Source organism: Herbiconiux sp. UC225_62 (assembly GCF_042694625.1).
Taxonomy (GTDB): Bacteria; Actinomycetota; Actinomycetes; order Actinomycetales; family Microbacteriaceae; genus Herbiconiux.
Genome location: NZ_CP170551.1, coordinates 3,244,576 through 3,262,857, shown reverse-complemented (window position 1 = coordinate 3,262,857; position 18,282 = coordinate 3,244,576). Strand labels below are relative to the sequence as shown.

Here is an 18,282-nt window from a genome sequence, read left to right as displayed (position 1 = left end):
CTCCCCGACCCCTCGCTCTCCGCACCCCCTATCCACAACCCCACTTTCCCCGCTGGGAGTTATCCCCACCTCAATCCGTCACTTGTGGTCGGTATGAGGGGTCCTAAGCGACAAAAAGTGACGGATTGGCGGAGGAGGGGCGAGGCAGGGGCGGGTTACGCGGCGGGGGTGGGGGTGCGACGCATCTTGATGAGGGAGGCGATGGTGGCGACGGCCATGGAGAGGATGATGACCGCGAGGCTGGTCCAGGTGTCGATGTCGGGGATCCACTCGATCGGGTGACCGCCGTTGATGAAGAACACCTCGTTCTCGTGCAGCGCGTGGAACACGAGCTTCACGCCGATGAACGCCAGGATGAACGCGATCCCGTAGTGCAGGTACACCAGCTTCTCGAGCAGCCCGCCGAGCAGGAAGTAGAGCTGGCGCAGCCCCATCAGCGCGAACACGTTCGCCGTGAACACGATGAACGGTGATTGCGTGATGCCGAAGATGGCCGGGATCGAGTCGAGCGCGAACAGCAGGTCGGTGGAGCCGAGCGCCAGGAACACGATGAGCATCGGCGTGAACATCTTCTTGCCGTTGAAGGTGGTGCGCACCTTGGCGCCGTCGAAGTCGGGCGAGATGTTGATGCGCTTGCGCAGCATCCGCACCAGACCGTTTTCGCCGTCTCCCTCGTCCTGCTTGCCGAAGGCCTGCTTGAACGCGGTGTAGAGGAGGAACGCGCCGAAGATGTAGAAGATCCAGCTCAGGCTCTCGATCAGCTGCGCGCCGATGAGGATGAAGATGCCGCGCAGGATGAGGGCGATGATGATGCCCACCATCAGAGCTTCTTGCTGGTACTTCCGCGGCACGTTGAACCGAGCCATGATGATCACGAAGACGAAGAGGTTGTCGATCGAGAGGCTGTACTCCGTCAGCCATCCGGCCAAGAACTGCCCCGCGTGCTCCGCATCGGCGAACAGCAGCATGAGCAGCGCGAACACCAGCGCCAGAGCCACGTAGAAGACGACCCAGAGCGTCGCCTCCTTGAACGAGGGAACGTGCGGACGCTTGAACGCGATGATGAGGTCGGCGGCGAGGATGAGCACGAGGACCACCAGGGAGGTGATCTCGAAGGCCAAGGGGAGCTCGAGGTTCACGGGGGCCTTTCGGTAGGAGTTTCAGGCAGCACGAAGCGCCGAAAGTCTCTCCCGCGCGACACCGGTGGACCGGCGTTCACGCCACCGCTCCCGGGCACCCGACGACGGATACCGTGATGACGACAACGGCGAAGTGGGATACTCCCCTTCTCGGGGCAATACTACAGGCGCCGCCGCCTCACCTCCGCCACTCGCGTGACGGGGTGATCAGCGGGCCCCTCAGCGGGCGGAACGTGCCCGCGCCAGCTCGTCGCGCACCTCGGCGCCGACCTCGTTGAGTCGCTGCTTCAGTCGCGCGACCAGCTCCGGCTCGACGCCCTCGCGGGTCGCCGCTTTGCGCAGGTCGAGCCGCAGCCGCTGGCGGAATTCGGTGATCGCCGCATCGGCGTCGCGGAGCGCCTCGGCCGAATCGGCGCGCGAGGGCCGACCGTCGGACGAGGCGTTCACGGAACCGCCGGTCGACGTCCAGCCCGCGCCCGATGTCGCCGTGGTGCCCGGGCGGGCCGACGTGCCGGCAGCCTTCGCGCTCGTGCGCGCCTCGCGGGCCGCCGACGCGAGATCGGCCTTGAGGCTCTTCATCGCCTGGTTGACACCGGAGCGCACTTCGTCGGCGAGCCGGCGCACCGAGTCAGAGAGCTCCGCCTCGATGTCGTCGAGCTCACCGCGACGGGCGTCGAGTTCGGCGCGGCCGGCATCCGTGATCGCGTAGACGGTCTTGCGGCCGTCGGCCGACTTGGTGACCAGTCCCTCCTCCTCGAGTTTCGCGAGGCGCGGGTAGATCGTGCCGGCGCTCGGGCTGTAGGTGCCGCCGAAGCGGTCGCTGAGGGCCTGGATCAGTTCGTAGCCGTGCTTCGGCGACTCGTCGAGCAGGCTCAGCAGATAGAGGCGCAGGTGGCCGTGACCGAAGACGGGACTCATGCCGAGGCCCCCTCGGAGGCCGTGCTGTCGGACGGGGAATCGGCCGTCGCCGGGGTCGTGTCGTCGCGGAAGACGACGGTGATGTTGCCCGACACGGAGTTGGCGCGGAACTCGGTCCACTGCCCGTCGAGGGCGCCGGTGTGGCCGTTGTAGCCGCCGCCGCGCAATCCCTTGATGGTGCTGGCGCCCAGCTGCAGAGTGCCCGAGACGGAGTTCACGTTGTACCGGGCGGCCACGTCGTTGTCGAAGCGCACGGTGAGGTCGCCGGAGACCGTGTTGTTCTGGATCTCGTCGGGGGTTCCGGTGGTGTCGACGAAGACCTCGCCCGAGACGCCGTCGGAGGAGAATCGACGGATGGCGCCCGAGGCCGTGATGTCGCCGGAGACGGTGTGCGCGCTCACGAGACCCGTGTGGTCGCGGATCGAGACCTCGCCGCTGACTGTGTTGATGTCGAGGTCGCCGGTGACCGAGTCGACGACGACCTCGCCGGTGACCGTGCTGATGCGGGCATCCGTCGTCAAGCCCGAGATGAGTGCCGAGGCGGAGATGACGCCGAACTTCAGGGCCACGTCGCGCGGCACCATGAGGCTGATGTCGGCCCGCGCGTTACCGCGCCACGACTTGAAGACCTCGATGAAGTTGTCCCACCGCAACTGCGGGTGATCGATCTCCAGACTGTCGCCATCGATCGAGATCTTGAGGTCTTTGCCCGAGACGGAGTGCACCTCGATGCGGGCGCCCGGCTCGTCGTGACCGATGATGTCGATCTGACCCCCGATCAGGCCGACCTTGAGCGAGCGCACGAGCTCGATGTCGATGACTTTCGGACCGTCGACGATCCACTTCTCCAGCACCACGATGTTCTCCAACCTGATTCGCGATATATCGCGTTGATGTCGGAAGTCACGCTATATCGCGTTTTGGGGTGAAGTCAAGCTATATCGCGAGATGCACAGACAGGGCTAGCCGATCCCGTGTTCGGCCAGGAAGGGCATCGGGTCGTAGCGCACGCCGTCGGCTCCGTAGAGCTCGAAGTGGGTGTGCTCGGTGGTGGCGTTGCCGGTGCGGCCCGTGAGGCCGATCACCTGGCCGGCCGTGACGATCGAACCGACCTCGACGGTCAGAGTCCCGTCTTGGAAGTGCATGTACATGCTGCAGACGGCCTGACCGCCCACCTTGTGGGCGATCGAGGTGTAGACGCCGCCGGTTCCGCCGTTGCCCGAGGCGGCGATGACGACGCCGTCGGCGATGGCGTGCACGGGGACACCGGGGCCGTTCAGCATGTCCACGCCCTTGTGGAAGCCCTCGGCACGGGGACCGAAGCCGTCGGACATCCGGTAGCCGTCGGGGTACACCGGGGAGAACGCGACGGACTCGCCGACCGCGTCGGCGCCGGCCTGACACTGCGCCCCGCCGTAGCCGCCCTCGCTGGAGCCGCCCGACGACGACGCCACCGGCTTCGGCGTGGGGGTGGGCGTCGGGGTGTGGATGACGAAGCCGTCGCGCGAGACCGCGGGGCCCTCCCCCTCGAGGGCCGAGAACGACTGCTCGCCCCCGACCGCGGCGTCGATCTGCACGTTGTCGAAGGAATCCGGGGTCGTCAACGAGGCGGCGGGCACCGACGTGGCGACGGCGACACCGAACACGAACGTCATGGCGACGACGCCGAGCAGTGGGCCTTGGTACTTCATCCGCCCCATTCAACAGGCCGCACCCGCACAACACAACCGGAGCCGGGCGTTCGTCGCGTCGTGCACGGCCCTCTCGGGGAGAAGGGACAGAATCGGATCATGCCACTTCCCATCGAGGACTACGCCATCATCGGCGACTGCCACACGGCCGCCCTGGTCGGCCGCAACGGGAGCATCGACTGGCTCTGCCTCCCCCGGTTCGACTCCGCCTCCACCTTCGGCGCCCTCCTCGGCACCGAGGAGCACGGGCGCTGGCTGGTGGCGCCCTCCGACCCGGCGGCGACCTCGACGCGCAGCTACCTCGACGACACGTTCATCCTCATCACCCGCTGGGAGACGGCCACCGGCGTGGCGGAAGTCATCGACGCGATGCCGAACGGCGACCGCCGGGCCGACGTGGTGCGCCGGGTGCGCTGCGTGAGCGGCACGGTGGAGATGCGCCAGGAGCTCGCCATCCGTTTCGGCTACGCCGACGCCCTGCCCTGGATGCGCCAGGCCCCGGAATACGGTCACAACGCGGTGATCGGCGTGGCCGGGCCGGATGCGGTGGTGGTGCGCGGTCCGAAGCTGCAGGCCACGAACCATTTCCACGAGTCGGTCTTCACCCTCGCCGAGGGCGAGCAGACGGACATCGTGATGACCTGGTTCCCCTCGCACCGCACGCCGCCCGAGGCGATGGACGTCGACCAGCGCCTCGAGCACACCGCCGCCTGGTGGCGCGACTGGGCCTCGGCGACCGAGCTGCCCGAGCCCTATCAAGCCGCGGTGCGCCGCTCCCTCTTGGTGCTCCGCGCGCTCACCCACGAAGACACCGGCGGCATCGTCGCCGCCGCGACGACGAGCCTGCCGGAGCAGTTCGGCGGATCGCGCAACTGGGACTACCGCTACACCTGGCTCCGCGACGCCTCGCTCACGCTCGCCGCACTGATGCTGCACGGCTACGAATCTGAGGCGGGGCACTGGCGGCGCTGGCTGTTGCGCGCGATCGCGGGGGATCCGGCCGACATCCAGATCATGTACGGACTCTCGGGTGAGCGGCACCTGCCCGAATACGAGATCGAGAGCCTGCCCGGCTACCTCGGCTCGTCGCCCGTGCGGGTGGGGAACGGCGCCTTCGCCCAATACCAGGGCGACATCTTCGGCGAACTCATGGTGGCGCTGCGCGAGGCGCGGCGGATCGGCGTCGACGAGGACGAGTTCTCCTGGCCGCTGCAGCGCGCCCTGCTCGGCTTCCTCGCGGACACCTGGATGCGCCCCGACAACGGCATCTGGGAGATCCGGGGCCCGCAGGTGCCGTTCACGCACTCGCGCGTCATGATCTGGGCGGCCTTCGCCTGCGGTGTCGAGGCCGTGCGGGTCTACGGACTGCCCGGCGACGCCGACCGGTGGGAGCAGCTGCGCGACACCATCCGTGCCGAGGTCGAGGAGCAGGGCTACGACCCGGTGCGCAACACCTTCGTGCAGCACTACGGCTCGACCGAGGTGGATGCCTCGCTGCTGCTGCTCTCGCAGGTGGGGTTCGTGAGCGCCACCGATCCGCGGATGCTCGGCACGGTCGCCGCGATCGAGCAGGACCTCCTGCACGACGGTCTGCTGCTCCGCTACCGCACGGAGTCCGGGGTCGACGGGCTGGAGGGCGGGGAGCATCCGTTCCTCGCCTGCTCGTTCTGGCTGGTGCAGCAGTACGCCCACTCCGGGCGGCTCGACGACGCGCGCGAGTTGATGGACCGTCTGGTCGCCCTCACCAACGACGTGGGGCTGCTCTCCGAGGAGTACGACGTGGCCGGCAAGCGGATGGTGGGCAACTTCCCGCAGGCCTTCTCGCACCTCGCCCTCGTGCGCGCGGCGGATGCGATCGCCACGGTGTCGATCGGCGTCACCCACACCCCGGTGCTCGAGCCCTGAGGCCGTGAACGCGCCGTTCCCCTGATGTTCACCCGCCGGGGCGAGCGGGTGCCGACTGCCGGGAATAGGCAGGTCGCATGGATGTGCTCATCACGGTTCTGCTCGTCGTCGCGATCGCCCTGGTCTTCGATTTCACCAACGGATTCCACGACACCGCCAACGCCATGGCCACCTCGGTCGCCACCGGCGCCCTGAAACCCAAGGTCGCGGTCACCATCTCGGCGGTGCTCAACCTCGCCGGCGCGTTCCTGTCCACCGAGGTCGCCAAGACCATCTCGGGCGGCATCATCAACGAGGGCGAGAACGGCGTCGACATCACGCCGACGATGATCTTCGCGGGGCTGGTGGGGGCGGTGCTCTGGAACCTCGCCACCTGGTACCTCGGGCTGCCGTCCAGCTCCACCCACGCGTTGTTCGGCGGACTGATCGGTGCCGCGATCATCGGGGCCGGGTTCGATGCCGTGAACTTCGGCGTGGTGCTCTCGAACGTGGTGATCCCGGCGATCCTCTCCCCCGTCGTCGCCGGAGTCGTCGCCCTGGTGGCGACCTACGCGGCGTACCGCATCACCCAGCAGGCCAAAGCGCGCGGGTCGGATGCCGGCTTCCGGCACGGTCAGACCGTGTCCGCGTCGCTGGTGTCGCTCGCGCACGGCACCAACGATGCGCAGAAGACGATGGGCGTCATCACCCTCACCCTCATCGCCGCGGGATATCAGGATTCCGGATCGGGGCCGCAGCTCTGGGTGATCGTGACCTGCGGCTTGGCCATCGCGCTCGGCACCTACCTCGGCGGGTGGCGCATCATGCGCACCGTGGGCAAGCGGATCACCGACATCCACGCTCCGCAGGGTTTCGCGGCGGAAACGAGTTCGGCGGCCACCATCCTCGTGTCGTCGCACCTCGGTTTCGCCCTGTCGACGACGCAGGTCACCTCGGGCGCGGTGATCGGGGCGGGGCTCGGGAAGAAGCTGGCCGGCGTGCACTGGGGCATCGTCGGGCGGATCGCGACGGGCTGGCTGGTGACGCTGCCGGCGGCGGCGCTGGTGGGCGGGCTCGCGGCCTGGGCGGCGTCGAGCAGTCCGATCGGACTCGCGATCGTGGTCGTGCTCGCGCTGGCGGCCGGGCTGGCGTTCTTCTTCCTCGCTAGGCGGCATCCGGTGACGCACGAGAACGTGAACGAGGTGGATGAGGGCGGCCGGGAGCCGGTCGGCGCCGGAGCAGGCGCCGGCACCGGCAAAGGCACCGGCACCGACGGTGCAGCGGAAACGGGAACGGAGGCAGGACGATGATCCAGGCGGCAGGAGACGGGCAGTTCCTCGGGGTGGACTGGGGCGCCTTCGTGGTGGTGTTCCTCGTGGCGTTCGCCGCGACGGTCGCGGTGGTGGTGGCCTATTCGGTGGGTCTCCGACTGCTGGCGGTGGCGGGGCCGGAGCGACGGCGGCTGCCCACGGCGGCGGCGTGGCTGTGCATCGGGGTGGCGGGAGCAGCCGTGCTCTACGGTCTGTACCTGATCATCCCGCAGTTCCACTGACCCGCGGCCCTGAGTGCGACGGCCGGCGGTTGCGGACGGCTGTCGAGCGATTAAGCTCGAAACGATGCTGCCCCTCACCGAGTCGGAGATCCGCGCCTCCTTCACCAACACGAGCGCGCACGAGATCGCCCGCATGACACTGCCCGGCCTGCACGAGATCGTGTGGGAGGACAGGGAGTTCCTCGGCTGGCGCGACGCCCATGCCATCCACCGCGGCTACATCGTGTACTGGCGCGACGACCGGCCCGTCGGCATCCTGCTGAAGGCGGCGGGGTCGCGGATGCGGCCCGGCATCTCGGCCATGTGCTCGCTCTGCCGCACTCCCCTGCCCGGTGGACAGGTGACCCTCTTCACGGCGCCGCGGGCGGGACAGGCGGGCATCGACGGCAGCACCATCGGCACCTACATCTGCTCCGACCTCACCTGCTCGATGCTCATCCGCATCGTGCCGCCGAAGTCGGACATGCAGCCCGATCCGGCCGACCTGATCGCCTCCCGTGCGGAGGGCCTGAGCTCTCGGCTCAACTCGTTCACCGACGACGTGCTCCGCGCGGGCTGACTCACCACGCCGGGCGATCGGTCGCCGAGCGCGGCGCGGGGCGTCCAGCGGCACGGCGACCGGGCGCGGTGACGTCGCGGGCCGCCTCGGAGATCGCGGCGCGCGCGAGCTCCTCGAGACTGGCGGATGCCGCCTCGGCGCTCGAGGCCGCCGCGCCGTACCACCGGCCGCACGTCACCACCACGACGCCGTTCAGGGTCATGTACCAGCCGCGGCTGCCGGGGCGAGGTCCGATCACCGGCGTCACGACGAGTTCATCGATCCGATCGCGCAGCTGCAGGACGTGGGCGCGGGCGCTGGAGAAGCTCGGGTAGACGTGCGCCGAGCGGCAGAGCTCGCGGTTGTTGGTGGCCAGGATGCGCCAGATGCCGGTACGCTCGGCCGCGCCTGACGCGACCGTCGACGCCACTCCGGGTCGCGCGCCCGCACGATCGGCCGATCCCGCCGACGACACCGGCGCCACGACCTGACGGAAGCGGTTCCACGAGTCCAGCATCGGATCGCCGCCCGCGCGGAACGACGAGAAGACGACGCGCGACATCTCCGACATCCCGTTCCCCCTGTGCGATTGAGTACCGGGGGAAACGATCGGGTCGCAGAGTGACGTGTCCACGCCCTCAGGCTGAAGAAGAGGTGGACGGCGGATGAGGAAACATCCGATTGCCCGATGTTAACGATCGGGGTGAATCAGCTGGGAAGCGGCCCCGAAAAGGCTACGAAGACCCTCAGCCGTCGTTCTCTTCGAGGGTCTCCTCGTCGGTGTCGATCTCCTGATCGGGGTCTTCCGGCTCGTCGGCGAGGGTCTCGTCGACGCCCGAGGGGATCGCGTCGGTCGTCGGACCATTGCCCACCACGCCCTGACCGTCGGGGTAGCCGGCGCCGTCGGGGTATTCGATGTCGCTGAGGTCGGGCTCGTTCTTGTCGTTCATGGGTGTCCTCCCGGGTCGGCCGGCGGCGATCGTCGGATCAGCCGTGTGCCAGCAACTTAACCACGATCACGACCGCCGCGAACAGCAATTCGCCCACGAACACCGCCAGCTTCGCCCACCAGGGCAGCTCCGCCCGCGCGACGGCCGCGAACGCGATGACCGCGAGCCCCAGGGCCATGGTGCCGATCGCGAAGACGAGGCCCGTCGTGACATCGATCCAGCCGATTCCGGCCGCCGCCAGGAACGCGAGGGGCACCACTGCCGTGGTGAGCGCGGAGGTCGAGACTCCGATGTACCCGATCATCGCGCGGGCGCGCGGTGCCTTTCCCCCGACCGCCAACTCGGCGATCACGTCGGCGAAGAACCCGGCGAGCACCGCCCCCAGCACACCGATGAGCAGTGCCGAGGCGATGGTCCAGGCATCCGTCTCCCCCGCATGCGCACCGAACGCGAGCAGCACAGCGAGGCCCGTGAACGTGATGTACACCCGCTCCCGAATGCGCGGCCGCACCTCCTCAGCATCGCCGACACCCTGGACCCGTCTTCCACGCGCGTTCATGCCATGTATTCTCCCGCGCCCGCTGGCCCGAGAGTCCCGGCGACAAGTAAGGTGCCCCCAGGGTGGACCCCGCGCGCCGCGCCGCCACCTCCCCGACCGTCGTACACGCGATCGCAGGCCGCGGGCCGCGCTCGACGACCCAAGGTGACGGCGAGGCCGCGTCAGCGACCTCACCGTCACATGTCGCCTCGCGCCGCAGTAGCGGCGGCGCGAGCAAGAAGGGCCCGCCCAGCCGAAGGCCGGGCGAGCCTGAAGGGCGGCGGGGCGGTACCCCCGTCCGGTCGGCCCCTCAACAAAGGGACCCCCGTCCGGTCGGCCCCTCAACAAAGGGACCCCCGTCCGACCGCCCCCTCAACAAGCGGCCCTCTCCCCCGAGGACAGCAAAAACCCCCGGTTTCCCGGGGGTTTCGCGTGTTGTGACCCCAGCGGGATTCGAACCCGCGTTACCGCCGTGAGAGGGCGACGTCCTAGGCCGCTAAACGATGGGGCCGTTCAGACAACTCATCGAGTATGCCACACACCGGAGGCCTTTCCCAAACCGGCGCGTCGGCGTGGAGCCGCGGCGCCTTCCCACTCAGACGAGCACGGACAGCGCTCCGGGAACCAGTTCGACCGTGAGCGGCAACGTCCCGAACCGCTCCCCGTCGGCGTAGCCCACGATGCCGGGCGACGCCACCGTCACCGTGCGCCCGCGCAGGAACTCCACGATCTCCAGTTCGGAGTGCGTGCCGGAGAACACCTTCGGGAACAACCGGATGAAACGGAACCGCGACACCGGCTTCACGATGAACACGTCGAGCAGCCCGTCGTCGAGGAGTGCATCGGGCGCGACCCGCATCCCACCCCCGATCGTGGTGTTGTTGGCCACCGAGAGCAGGCAGGAGTCGACCTCGTGCCGCACGCCGTCGACCGTCAGCTCGTACCGCCGCGATCGAAGGGTGACGAGTTCGGCGACGAGCGCGAAGACGTAGCGCGAAGCGCCCTTCGGGAAGCGCATGCTGTTCGCCCGCTCGTTCACGCGGGCGTCGAAGCCGGCTGAGAGCACTCCCGCGAACCACCGGTGCGGCGCTGCACCCGAGCCCTCGACCCCGGTCACCCGAGCGGCGTCGACGATGCGGGGCGCGCGGTCGAGCGCGTCGCAGAGGGCGGCGATGGCGGCATCCGTGTCGCCGGTGGGGATGCCGACGCCGGCGGCGAAGTCGTTGCCGGTTCCGGCGGGCACGATGCCGAGCGGCACGTCCGTACCGGCGACGAGGTTCACCCCGAGGTTGACCATGCCGTCGCCGCCCACCACGACCAGAGCGTCGGTGTGCTCGGTGAGCGCTTCGCGGGCGACCCGCACGAGTCCCTCGTAGTCGGGCGCGCTCAGCGGCACGACGTCGTGTCCGCGCTGCTTCAACGCGGCGACGGCGGCCGGGCCGACCGGCCGGCTCTTGCCGAAGGAGGCGTTCGGGTTGATCGCGACGACGATCCGCTTCTTCGCTGGAGAGACCATATCGACCGATTATTCACCAAGTTGCAGAACCGGATGCGCGGGTGTTGAGTCTGAAGACATGAGACTCACCAGATTCGAACACGCGGCCCTTCTCCTCGAGCAGTCCGGCAAGAAGCTTTTCGTCGACCCGGGATCGTTCACGACCCCGATCACGGAGGCCTCCGGCACCGTCGCCGTGGTGGTCACCCACGAGCACGCCGACCACTGGACGCCCGATCAGCTGAACCGCATCCTCGAAGCGTCTCCCGGTGCCGTGATCTACGGACCGGAGGGGGTCGTGGCCGCCGCGGGCGCCGCCGGGATCGGCGTCGTTCGGGTCGATCCTGGCGACGCGGTGGAGGCGGGGCCGTTCAGCCTGCGCTTCTTCGGGGGCCGGCACGCCGTGATCCACTCCTCGATCCCGGTGGTCGACAACGTGGGGGTGCTCATCAACGACGTGCTCTACTACCCGGGCGACTCCTTCGCGGTGCCCGAGGGCGTCGAGGTCGACATGCTCGCCGTGCCGGCCGGAGCTCCGTGGCTGAAGATCGCGGAGTCGATGGACTACGTGCTCGAGGTGAAGCCGAAGCGCGCTTTCGGCACCCACGAGATGGTGCTCTCGGTGGCGGGCAAGAACATGGCCGCCGACCGGCTCGCCTGGGCCACGGCGCAGGGTGGCGGCGAGTACTTCGCCCTGCAGCCCGGCGACACGCTCGACCTCTAGGCGCTCTGCGTCACGGCGCGAGGGACGGCGGCTCGGTGCCGAAGACGTCGCGGAGTGCGGTGCGGGCCGCGTGCCAGCCGGCCATGCCGTGCACTCCCGGGCCCGGGGCGGTGCTCGCCGAGCAGAGGTAGACACCGTCGAGCGGCGTTCGCCACGGGGTGCCCGAGAGCAACGGCCGCGCGAGCAGCTGGCCCACCGTGGCGGCGCCGCTCGCGATGTCGCCGTCGACGTAGTTGGCGTTGTAGAGCTGCAGAGCCGAGGCCGGGATGGCGGCGGAGGCCACGATCCGGTCGCGGAAGCCCGGTGCGTACTGCTCGATGCGGGCGGTGACGGCATCCGTCATGTCGCGGCCGGATGCGCGGGGCACGTGCGTGTAGGCCCAGACGACGGTGTGGCCCTCGGGTGCGCGACCGGGGTCGAACGCGCTCGGTTGCGACACCAGGACGTACGGACGTTTCGGATGCGCGCCGCGGGCCAGTTCCCGTTCCGCCGCGTCGACCTCGGCCGCGCCTCCGCCCAGGTGCACCGTTCCGGCGCGTGCGACGTCGGGGTTCGCCCACGGCACCGGTCCGTCGAGCACGTAGTCGACCTTCGCGGCGGCGTTGCCGTAGCGGAACCGGCGCAGGGCGGCGCGGTAGCCGCTCGGCAGCAGGTCACCGCCGATGAGGTCGAGGGCGCGCGGCGTCACGTCGAGGAGCACGGCATGGGCCGAGGGCAGCTCCCGGAGCGAGTGGATGCGCGTCTCGGTCACCACCTCTCCCCCGTGGGCCCGCAGATCGGCCACCAGGGCGTCGACGATGGCCTGGGAGCCGCCGATCGGGATGGGCCAGCCGCCGGGCGCGTGCGCGAGCATGCCGAGGAGGAGTCCGGCGCCGCGGGCACCGAGCGAGGCGACCGGACCGATCGAGTGCGCGCTGACGCCGGCGAGCATCCCGCCCGCCTCTTCGGTCTGGAAGCCGGCGTCTGCCGCGCGGGCCGAGGCGAGCATCCGGGTCACCATCGACGCCGCCGCGAACGGACGGCGGGGCACGCGCAGCATCGGTGACATCGCGAACTCGACCACGGCATCCCGGTGCTCGAGCAAGGGGCCGAACAGGCGGCGCCAGGCCGGGCCGTCGACGCCGAGTGCATCGACCGTGCGATCGAGGTCGCGCCAGGCGATCCCGGCGCGCCCGCCGTCGAGCGCCTGGGCGTAGGACACCTCGGGCGTCGCGAAGTCGACGCGCTGCTCGATGCCGAACTCCCGGAAGAACGACGACGCGAGCGCCATCGGATGCACGGCGGAACACACGTCATGCCGATGCCCCGGCAGCGTGAGCTCGGCGGATCGCGACCCCCCGCCCGGCGCGCCGGCGGCCTCGAACACCCGCACCGACAGCCCCGCCCGCGCCATCGTGACCGCGGCGGCGAGGCCGTTCGGCCCGCTCCCCACCACGACGACGTCCACCGGCCCCGAACTCATCTCGCCAGACTACTCAAGGGTTCCCCGCCCACGACTTTTTGCCCCCAACGGACCTAAAACCGGAGTTTTGGGACCGTTGGGGGCAAGAAGTCGGGGGGTCAGGGCTTGGAACGCGAGCGGAGGTAGGTTCCGACGCCGATCACGAGAGCCCCGGCCAGGAGGAGGGCGATCGCCCACGGCAGCACGTCATTCACCGAGAGGCCGGTGTTCGCCAGGGCTGTCGGGGCGGCGGGGGCCGCGGTGACGGTGAGGGTGACCGCTGCGCTCGTCGAGGCGAGGAAGTTCGGGTCGCCCAGGAACCGGGCGGTGATCTGCCCGGTGCCCGTTCCGCTCGTCGTGACCGAGAGGGAGGCCGTGCCGGCCGCCGTCAGCGTCGCGTCGCCGAGGTGCTGGGTTCCGCGGTAGAACGCCACCGTGCCCGTGGGCACGACGTCGGTGGCCGATCCGACCGTCGCGGTCAGGCGTGCCGACGATCCCGTCCGCACGCTCGCCGGGTCGACCACGAGCGTCGTGGTCGTCGGCGCCTTGGCGATGGTGAGCGTGGTCTCGCTCGACGACGCCGCGTAGGGCGAGATGTCGTCGGGGACGAACGACGCGGAGACCGGATGGCTGCCGGCCGGATAAGGCGCCGTCAGGGTGAACACCGCCTTGCCGTCGACGACGGGGGCGCTGAGCGGCGTGTCGGTGCCGATCATCAGCTCGACCGTGCCGGTGGGCACGTCGGCGGTGGTGAGGTTATCCACGGTGACCGTGACGGTGAGGTCGTCGGCGAACACCGGCGAGGCCGGGACGATCCCGATCGATGTGGCCGTGGCGTACTCGATGCTGTAGGCGATGGTGACGGAGCCGTCACCGAGCGCGGCGAGGCCGGTGCTCGTGTCCTCGAGGCCGATGGTCGACGATCCGCCACCGGCGCCACCGCCTCCGCCGCCGCCCAGGCCGAAGGTGATGCCGGCGTCGGGCGAGCCGACGGCGCCCGGCGGGGTCGACGGGTCGTCATCGTCGACGAACGGCAGGGCGCCGGCGTGCCCGCCCTCGCCGCCGGAGAGTCCGTCGCCGAAGTAGCCGGCACCGCCGCCTCCGCCGCCACCGCCGAGGAAGTCGACGTCGCCCCCGTTGGTGCCGTCGCCGTCATCCGAGTCGTTCAGCACACCGCCGGCGCCCTCGGCCAGGCAGTGCAGGCCGAACTCGGGGTCGGCCGGCAGGGCGTCGTCGTCACGCGGAGCGTGTCCGGCCTCGCCCGCATTGCCCGCGTCTCCGCCGAAGCAGAACCCGACCACACCGCGTCCGCCACCACCGGCTCCGGCTGCTGCCACGATCGCGTTCGCCGCGTCGCCGTTCACGACCACGGCGGTCGAGCCGCCACCGCCGCCGCCCGAGCGTCCGAGGAACGAGCCGTGGCCGCCCTCACCACCCTCGGTCCAGCCCTGGCCGCCGACTCCGGCGTCGCCGTCGCTCGGGCCGTCGTAGCCGTCATCGCCCGGCTCGAGGCGGTAGCCGTCGGTGCCGGCTTCGCCGACGTGCACCTCCAGCTCGTCGCCCGCGGTCACCGCGAGCGTGCCCGAGACCGTCGCGCCCGCACCCGCTGCGCCGCCGTTCGTGCCGCCCCCGCGACCACCGGATGCGCCGTTGAGCGTGAGCACCACCGAGGTCACCCCCGCAGGCACCGTCCAGGTGTCGACACCACCCGGGGTGTCGAACACCACCGGCGTCTGAGGCAACGCCGCGTTCGCCGCCCCCGCCCCCACGCCGAAGAAGAGGCCGCCGGCCGCGAGGGCGAACACGCCTCCCCCGGCGACGGTGGAGCGGATGCGTGCGCGCCGGACGGCGCGTCGGTCGGTCTTCTGCCATGGCGTCGTTGCCATCTGGTCCCCCTGCCGTGAAGAACTGCTCCCGGGCGGGCTCGACCCCGCCGTCGGTGCGGCTCACCCTAACAGGCGCGGCGATCCGGGTACAGACCCCGCGACATCCGCTCGCCGTCGCCGTATGCCGCGCCCGGGAGGATCAGCCGCCGTCGTCGACGTTCTGCTCCATCCACCACTCGGTGAACTCGCTCGCGCGTCCGTCGTCGGTGAGACGGATGACCCAGAGGTTGCTGTAGACCGGCCCGCCGGAGTAGACGGTGGTGCCCTGAACGACCGCGAGCGGCCCGTCGACCGCCACCGGATGCCACGAGAACGTCGTCTCCCCGGGCTCGTCCTGCGCCTCGATCCAGCCGGCCACGATCTCGTCGTGACCCGTCCACGGCTCGGCGTACGGCTCCGTGCGGTACTCGCCGTCCTCGGTGAAGAGAGCTCGGATGTCCACCGGATCGTTCGATTCCCACGCTCGGCGGTACCCGTCGATCCAGCGGGAGACAGGGGCGGTCACGTCGTCGGCCATGACACAGTCTGGGCACGCCGGAGCGGGCGACGCAAGCGTTCGGGATGACTGGGCGGCGTTCGGCGTTGTATACCTGGAATCCGAACAGAACGAGGTCTCATGAGCATCAGCGCCCCCGCCACCGACACCGACGTCGCCTCCGCACCGGCCGGCAACACCGACTACGACCCCTCGGCCTTCCGCCAGGTCTTCGAGCAGCACTTCACCTACGCCTCCGCGGTCGAGCGCAACACGCACCGCTACGCGAACCGGGCCGCGATCACGGATTCGACGACGGGCGAGACCTGGACCTACCGCCAGCTCGGCGAGGTCACCGGCGCCCTCGTCGCCGGGCTCGCCGAACGCGGCATCGGGGTGGGCGACATCGTCGGGTACCAGCTGATGAACCGGCCCGAGTTCGCCTTCCTCTACGTGGCGTCCCAGGGGCTCCGGGCGGTCTCCTCGCCGATGAACTTCCGGCTGGCGCCGGCCGAGACGGCGCACATCCTGAGCGAGTCGAAGCCGAGGATCTTCGTCTACGAAGCGGCGGCGGCAGCGGATGTCCGCACCGCGCTGGGTCTGACCGACTTCGTTCCCGAGGTGCTCGCGGCGGTCGGCGACGATGCCGCCCTGGCCGCGGCGACCGAACTCGTGCCGGGCACCATCCCCTTCGCCGAGCTGCTGGTCGAGGGCGCGCCGAGCTTCCGCGCCCCCGAGGGCGGTTCGGTGTGGACGAGACCTCGCGCCTCTACACCTCCGGCACCACCGGCATGCCCAAAGCCGTGCCGCTGACGAGCCTCAACGAAGTGCTCACGGCGCACGACGCGATCATGCACTTCCCGCTCGGGCCCACCGACAAGACGATGAACATGTCGCCCTGGTTCCACCGCGGCGGCAACTACTGCGCCGGGCCGAACACCGCGTTCTACGTAGGCTCGGAGGTGGTGACGCTGCCGCAGTTCGAGCCCGGTCTCGTGCTCGACCTGGTGGAGCGGCACGGGCTCACCTACGTGATCGGCGCGCCCACCAACCTCGAGCGGCTGGCCGACGAACAGGAGGCGCGGCCGCGTGACCTCTCCTCGCTCTCCGGCATCGTCACCATGGGCGCACCGCTAGAACGGGCCGCAGCGCTGCGCTACCAGCGCACGATCACCCCGCGCATCGCGAACGGCTACGGCACCACGGAGGCGTTCTGGAACACCTACCTGCGCCCCGACGACCTGCCCGATGCGGCGGGAGCATCCGGCCGCGCCTGCCTCGACGACGACGTGGTGGTGGTCAACGTCTACCCCGACCGGATGGCCGACCCCACCGACACCGTGCCGCAGGACGGCACGACCGTGGGCGAGGTGATCATGCGCTCGGTGAAGAGCGGGTACGCCTACATGCACAACCCGTCGGAGCAGGAGAAGAAGTTCCGCGACGGCTGGGTGTACCCGGGCGATCTCGCCACCTGGAACGGCGACGAGATCGTGACGATCGTGGGCCGCAAGGACGACATGATCATCTCGGGCGGTGAGAACGTGCATCCGGTGCAGATCGAGGAGGTGCTGGCGGGGCATCCCGGAGTCGCCGACAGCATCGTGACCGCGGTTCCGGATGCGGAGTGGGGCGAGGTCGTGGTGGCCTACGTGCAGCGCCGTCCCGGCACGCTCGAGGACCCGGCCGCTGCCGCGACCGAGCTCGACCGGTTCTGCCAGGACAGCGTGGCCCTCGCCCGCTTCAAGCGGCCGCGGCGCTACGCCTTCGTCGACGAACTCCCCTACACCGCGACCGGCAAGAAGCAGCACTTCCTGATGAAGCGCCAGGCCCCCGACGACCTCGCGGCAGGCGTGTTCGTGACCCCCTGATTGGGGTGTGAGGATCACTCGACTTCACGCCTGGGGCCGACTATCGTCGGGGCAGGCCGGGGGCCGCTTCTGGCGGAGGGCCGACACGATGGGGATCGTATGTCCGTGCCAGTCTCTTCCCGGGCGGCGTCGCGCCGCCGATCCGCCCGCACCACCGGTGTCGTCGCGCTGGCCGCCGCGATACTGGCTGCCCTGTTCGCCGCCGGTGGCCTGACGGCTCCACCGGCGCACGCCGACGGCGAGGCCGTCCTCGACCCGGCGGTGAGCCGTGTCTTCGGGAGCGATCGCTACGACCTGGCGTCGAAGATCGCGCAGCGCACCAACCCGTCCGGGTCGGGGGTGGTCTACGTCGCGTCTGGCGAGAGCTTCGCCGATGCGCTCAGCGCCGGGCCCGCCGCCGCGGTTCAGGGCGCCGCCCTCCTCCTTGTGCCGTCCGACAGTCTGCCGTCGGTCGTGCGCACTGAACTCGCGGCGCTGAATCCGCACCGGGTGGTGGTCGTCGGGGGCGCGCTCTCGGTGACCGAGGCGACGGTGGCCCAGCTGCGAGCGACTGTCCCGCACGCGGCCGTCGAGCGGATGTCGGGTGCCGATCGCTACGAGGTGAGCCGAGTCGTGGTCGCCGACGCCTTCCGGCTGACGCCCGCCGTCTACCTCGCGACGGGAGCCGGTTTCGCCGATGCCCTGACCGCCGGTGCCGTGGCGGCGAACAACGGATCGCCCGTCGTGCTGATCGACGGAGCGGGCGCGGTGCTGGATTCGGGCACCCGCGGCCTCATCGCGAGCCTGGCGTCGCGCGACGTCGTCCTGGCGGGCGGAACCGGTTCCATCTCGGCAGGCATCGAGCATTCTCTGCCCACCGGCACGACCGGCCGGAGAGTGGGCGGCGCCGACCGCTACGAGGTCTCGGTGAATCTCAACGGGCTGAACACTGCCGACTTCGACACGGTGTACCTGGCCACAGGCTCCACCTTCCCGGACGCGCTGGCCGGGGGCGTCCTCGCCGGCATCGGCCACCACCCGCTCTACGTCGTGCCGTCGGACTGCGTGCCACGCGGCGCACTCGCGCAGATGACGACCCACGGCACGAGGAACGTGGTGGTGCTCGGAGGCACTGCGTCGCTCGGGCCCCGGGTGGAGGCGCTCACCCCGTGCACGTGGTGAGGCGTCCCCGGGTGCGCGC

General features: G+C 70.2%; 19 protein-coding genes and 1 tRNA gene. 8 read left to right on the top strand and 12 right to left on the bottom strand.

The window, feature by feature from the left end; translation table 11 throughout:
- Positions 1-155 precede the first annotated feature (155 nt).
- From ACFJGU_RS15995 to ACFJGU_RS15980, 4 genes are all read right to left on the bottom strand, one after another.
- Entirely contained in the window at positions 156-1,139 is a 984-nt protein-coding gene (locus ACFJGU_RS15995) for a TerC family protein (RefSeq protein ID WP_382304626.1), read from the bottom strand.
- A gap of 219 nt (positions 1,140-1,358) precedes the next feature.
- Positions 1,359-2,057, bottom strand: a complete 699-nt coding sequence (locus ACFJGU_RS15990) for a PadR family transcriptional regulator (RefSeq protein ID WP_382304624.1) — start codon at positions 2,055-2,057, stop codon at positions 1,359-1,361.
- Positions 2,054-2,914 carry a DUF4097 family beta strand repeat-containing protein gene (locus ACFJGU_RS15985; protein WP_382304622.1) on the bottom strand — a complete coding sequence of 287 codons (861 nt, stop codon included), beginning with the start codon at positions 2,912-2,914 and terminating at the stop codon, positions 2,054-2,056. The genes ACFJGU_RS15990 and ACFJGU_RS15985 overlap by 4 nt, the downstream gene beginning before the upstream one ends.
- 105 nt (positions 2,915-3,019) lie before the next feature.
- Entirely contained in the window at positions 3,020-3,748 is a 729-nt protein-coding gene (locus ACFJGU_RS15980; RefSeq protein WP_382304620.1) for a M23 family metallopeptidase, read from the bottom strand.
- Positions 3,749-3,847: 99 nt separating this feature from the next.
- On the opposite strand from ACFJGU_RS15980, the gene ACFJGU_RS15975 reads away from it, so the two are divergent.
- The 4 genes from ACFJGU_RS15975 to ACFJGU_RS15960 all read left to right on the top strand — a co-directional run bounded on the left by ACFJGU_RS15975 (position 3,848) and on the right by ACFJGU_RS15960 (position 7,743).
- The gene (locus ACFJGU_RS15975) at positions 3,848-5,653 is read left to right on the top strand and encodes a glycoside hydrolase family 15 protein (protein ID WP_382304618.1); all 1,806 of its coding nucleotides are present in this window, start codon (positions 3,848-3,850) and stop codon (positions 5,651-5,653) included.
- Positions 5,654-5,730: 77 nt separating this feature from the next.
- Positions 5,731-6,942 (top strand): anion permease, encoded by a 1,212-nt coding sequence (locus tag ACFJGU_RS15970; protein ID WP_382304616.1) that lies wholly within the window; start codon positions 5,731-5,733, stop codon positions 6,940-6,942.
- Positions 6,939-7,184 carry a hypothetical protein gene (locus tag ACFJGU_RS15965; protein WP_382304615.1) on the top strand — a complete coding sequence of 82 codons (246 nt, stop codon included), beginning with the start codon at positions 6,939-6,941 and terminating at the stop codon, positions 7,182-7,184. The genes ACFJGU_RS15970 and ACFJGU_RS15965 overlap by 4 nt, the downstream gene beginning before the upstream one ends.
- A gap of 64 nt (positions 7,185-7,248) precedes the next feature.
- Entirely contained in the window at positions 7,249-7,743 is a 495-nt protein-coding gene (locus ACFJGU_RS15960; RefSeq protein ID WP_382304613.1) for an FBP domain-containing protein, read from the top strand.
- A 1-nt stretch (position 7,744) separates the two neighbouring features.
- Here the strand turns inward: ACFJGU_RS15960 and ACFJGU_RS15955 are convergent, their stop codons facing one another.
- The 5 genes from ACFJGU_RS15955 to ACFJGU_RS15935 all read right to left on the bottom strand — a co-directional run bounded on the left by ACFJGU_RS15955 (position 7,745) and on the right by ACFJGU_RS15935 (position 10,726).
- Positions 7,745-8,293: a hypothetical protein gene (locus ACFJGU_RS15955; protein ID WP_382304611.1), complete on the bottom strand. Its 549-nt coding sequence runs from the start codon at positions 8,291-8,293 to the stop codon at positions 7,745-7,747.
- A 175-nt stretch (positions 8,294-8,468) separates the two neighbouring features.
- On the bottom strand, positions 8,469-8,672 hold the full coding sequence (locus ACFJGU_RS15950; RefSeq protein WP_382304610.1) for a hypothetical protein: 204 nt from the start codon (positions 8,670-8,672) through the stop codon (positions 8,469-8,471).
- A 37-nt stretch (positions 8,673-8,709) separates the two neighbouring features.
- On the bottom strand, positions 8,710-9,231 hold the full coding sequence (locus ACFJGU_RS15945) for a hypothetical protein (protein WP_382304608.1): 522 nt from the start codon (positions 9,229-9,231) through the stop codon (positions 8,710-8,712).
- Positions 9,232-9,648: 417 nt separating this feature from the next.
- Positions 9,649-9,721, bottom strand: a tRNA-Glu gene (locus tag ACFJGU_RS15940).
- Between the two features lie 84 nt (positions 9,722-9,805).
- Positions 9,806-10,726 (bottom strand): diacylglycerol kinase family protein, encoded by a 921-nt coding sequence (locus tag ACFJGU_RS15935; RefSeq protein WP_382304606.1) that lies wholly within the window; start codon positions 10,724-10,726, stop codon positions 9,806-9,808.
- Positions 10,727-10,784: 58 nt separating this feature from the next.
- On the opposite strand from ACFJGU_RS15935, the gene ACFJGU_RS15930 reads away from it, so the two are divergent.
- The gene (locus tag ACFJGU_RS15930) at positions 10,785-11,429 is read left to right on the top strand and encodes an MBL fold metallo-hydrolase (RefSeq protein WP_382304604.1); all 645 of its coding nucleotides are present in this window, start codon (positions 10,785-10,787) and stop codon (positions 11,427-11,429) included.
- Between the two features lie 10 nt (positions 11,430-11,439).
- On the opposite strand, the gene ACFJGU_RS15925 is transcribed toward ACFJGU_RS15930, so the two are convergent.
- The 3 genes from ACFJGU_RS15925 to ACFJGU_RS15915 form a co-directional block, all read right to left on the bottom strand.
- Complete coding sequence (locus ACFJGU_RS15925) at positions 11,440-12,891, bottom strand: phytoene desaturase family protein (RefSeq protein WP_382304602.1); 1,452 nt, start codon at positions 12,889-12,891, stop codon at positions 11,440-11,442.
- 98 nt (positions 12,892-12,989) lie between these two features.
- Positions 12,990-14,756 (bottom strand): Ig-like domain-containing protein, encoded by a 1,767-nt coding sequence (locus tag ACFJGU_RS15920; RefSeq protein ID WP_382304600.1) that lies wholly within the window; start codon positions 14,754-14,756, stop codon positions 12,990-12,992.
- A 139-nt stretch (positions 14,757-14,895) separates the two neighbouring features.
- Positions 14,896-15,273, bottom strand: coding sequence for a nuclear transport factor 2 family protein (locus tag ACFJGU_RS15915; protein WP_382304598.1), 378 nt, complete (start codon positions 15,271-15,273; stop codon positions 14,896-14,898).
- A gap of 99 nt (positions 15,274-15,372) precedes the next feature.
- Between ACFJGU_RS15915 and ACFJGU_RS15910 the strand changes: the two genes are divergently transcribed.
- From ACFJGU_RS15910 to ACFJGU_RS15900, 3 genes are all read left to right on the top strand, one after another.
- Positions 15,373-16,044, top strand: a complete 672-nt coding sequence (locus ACFJGU_RS15910; RefSeq protein ID WP_382304596.1) for an AMP-binding protein — start codon at positions 15,373-15,375, stop codon at positions 16,042-16,044.
- A complete protein-coding gene (locus ACFJGU_RS15905) occupies positions 15,981-17,102 on the top strand; it encodes a class I adenylate-forming enzyme family protein (protein WP_382304594.1) in 1,122 nt (373 codons plus the stop codon). The genes ACFJGU_RS15910 and ACFJGU_RS15905 overlap by 64 nt, the downstream gene beginning before the upstream one ends.
- Positions 17,103-17,207: 105 nt before the next feature.
- Positions 17,208-18,263, top strand: coding sequence for a cell wall-binding repeat-containing protein (locus ACFJGU_RS15900; RefSeq protein ID WP_382304592.1), 1,056 nt, complete (start codon positions 17,208-17,210; stop codon positions 18,261-18,263).
- The last annotated feature ends 19 nt before the right edge of the window (positions 18,264-18,282 follow it).

Coding starts and splice junctions, on each gene's coding strand:
- ACFJGU_RS15920 (WP_382304600.1), bottom strand. CDS start 14,756: ATGGCAACGACGCCATGGCAGAAGACCGACCGACGCGCCGTCCGGCGC.
- ACFJGU_RS15955 (WP_382304611.1), bottom strand. CDS start 8,293: ATGTCGGAGATGTCGCGCGTCGTCTTCTCGTCGTTCCGCGCGGGCGGC.
- ACFJGU_RS15910 (WP_382304596.1), top strand. CDS start 15,373: ATGAGCATCAGCGCCCCCGCCACCGACACCGACGTCGCCTCCGCACCG.
- ACFJGU_RS15945 (WP_382304608.1), bottom strand. CDS start 9,231: ATGAACGCGCGTGGAAGACGGGTCCAGGGTGTCGGCGATGCTGAGGAG.
- ACFJGU_RS15935 (WP_382304606.1), bottom strand. CDS start 10,726: ATGGTCTCTCCAGCGAAGAAGCGGATCGTCGTCGCGATCAACCCGAAC.
- ACFJGU_RS15915 (WP_382304598.1), bottom strand. CDS start 15,273: ATGGCCGACGACGTGACCGCCCCTGTCTCCCGCTGGATCGACGGGTAC.
- ACFJGU_RS15980 (WP_382304620.1), bottom strand. CDS start 3,748: ATGAAGTACCAAGGCCCACTGCTCGGCGTCGTCGCCATGACGTTCGTG.
- ACFJGU_RS15975 (WP_382304618.1), top strand. CDS start 3,848: ATGCCACTTCCCATCGAGGACTACGCCATCATCGGCGACTGCCACACG.
- ACFJGU_RS15970 (WP_382304616.1), top strand. CDS start 5,731: ATGGATGTGCTCATCACGGTTCTGCTCGTCGTCGCGATCGCCCTGGTC.
- ACFJGU_RS15965 (WP_382304615.1), top strand. CDS start 6,939: ATGATCCAGGCGGCAGGAGACGGGCAGTTCCTCGGGGTGGACTGGGGC.
- ACFJGU_RS15960 (WP_382304613.1), top strand. CDS start 7,249: ATGCTGCCCCTCACCGAGTCGGAGATCCGCGCCTCCTTCACCAACACG.
- ACFJGU_RS15990 (WP_382304624.1), bottom strand. CDS start 2,057: ATGAGTCCCGTCTTCGGTCACGGCCACCTGCGCCTCTATCTGCTGAGC.
- ACFJGU_RS15950 (WP_382304610.1), bottom strand. CDS start 8,672: ATGAACGACAAGAACGAGCCCGACCTCAGCGACATCGAATACCCCGAC.
- ACFJGU_RS15925 (WP_382304602.1), bottom strand. CDS start 12,891: ATGAGTTCGGGGCCGGTGGACGTCGTCGTGGTGGGGAGCGGGCCGAAC.
- ACFJGU_RS15930 (WP_382304604.1), top strand. CDS start 10,785: ATGAGACTCACCAGATTCGAACACGCGGCCCTTCTCCTCGAGCAGTCC.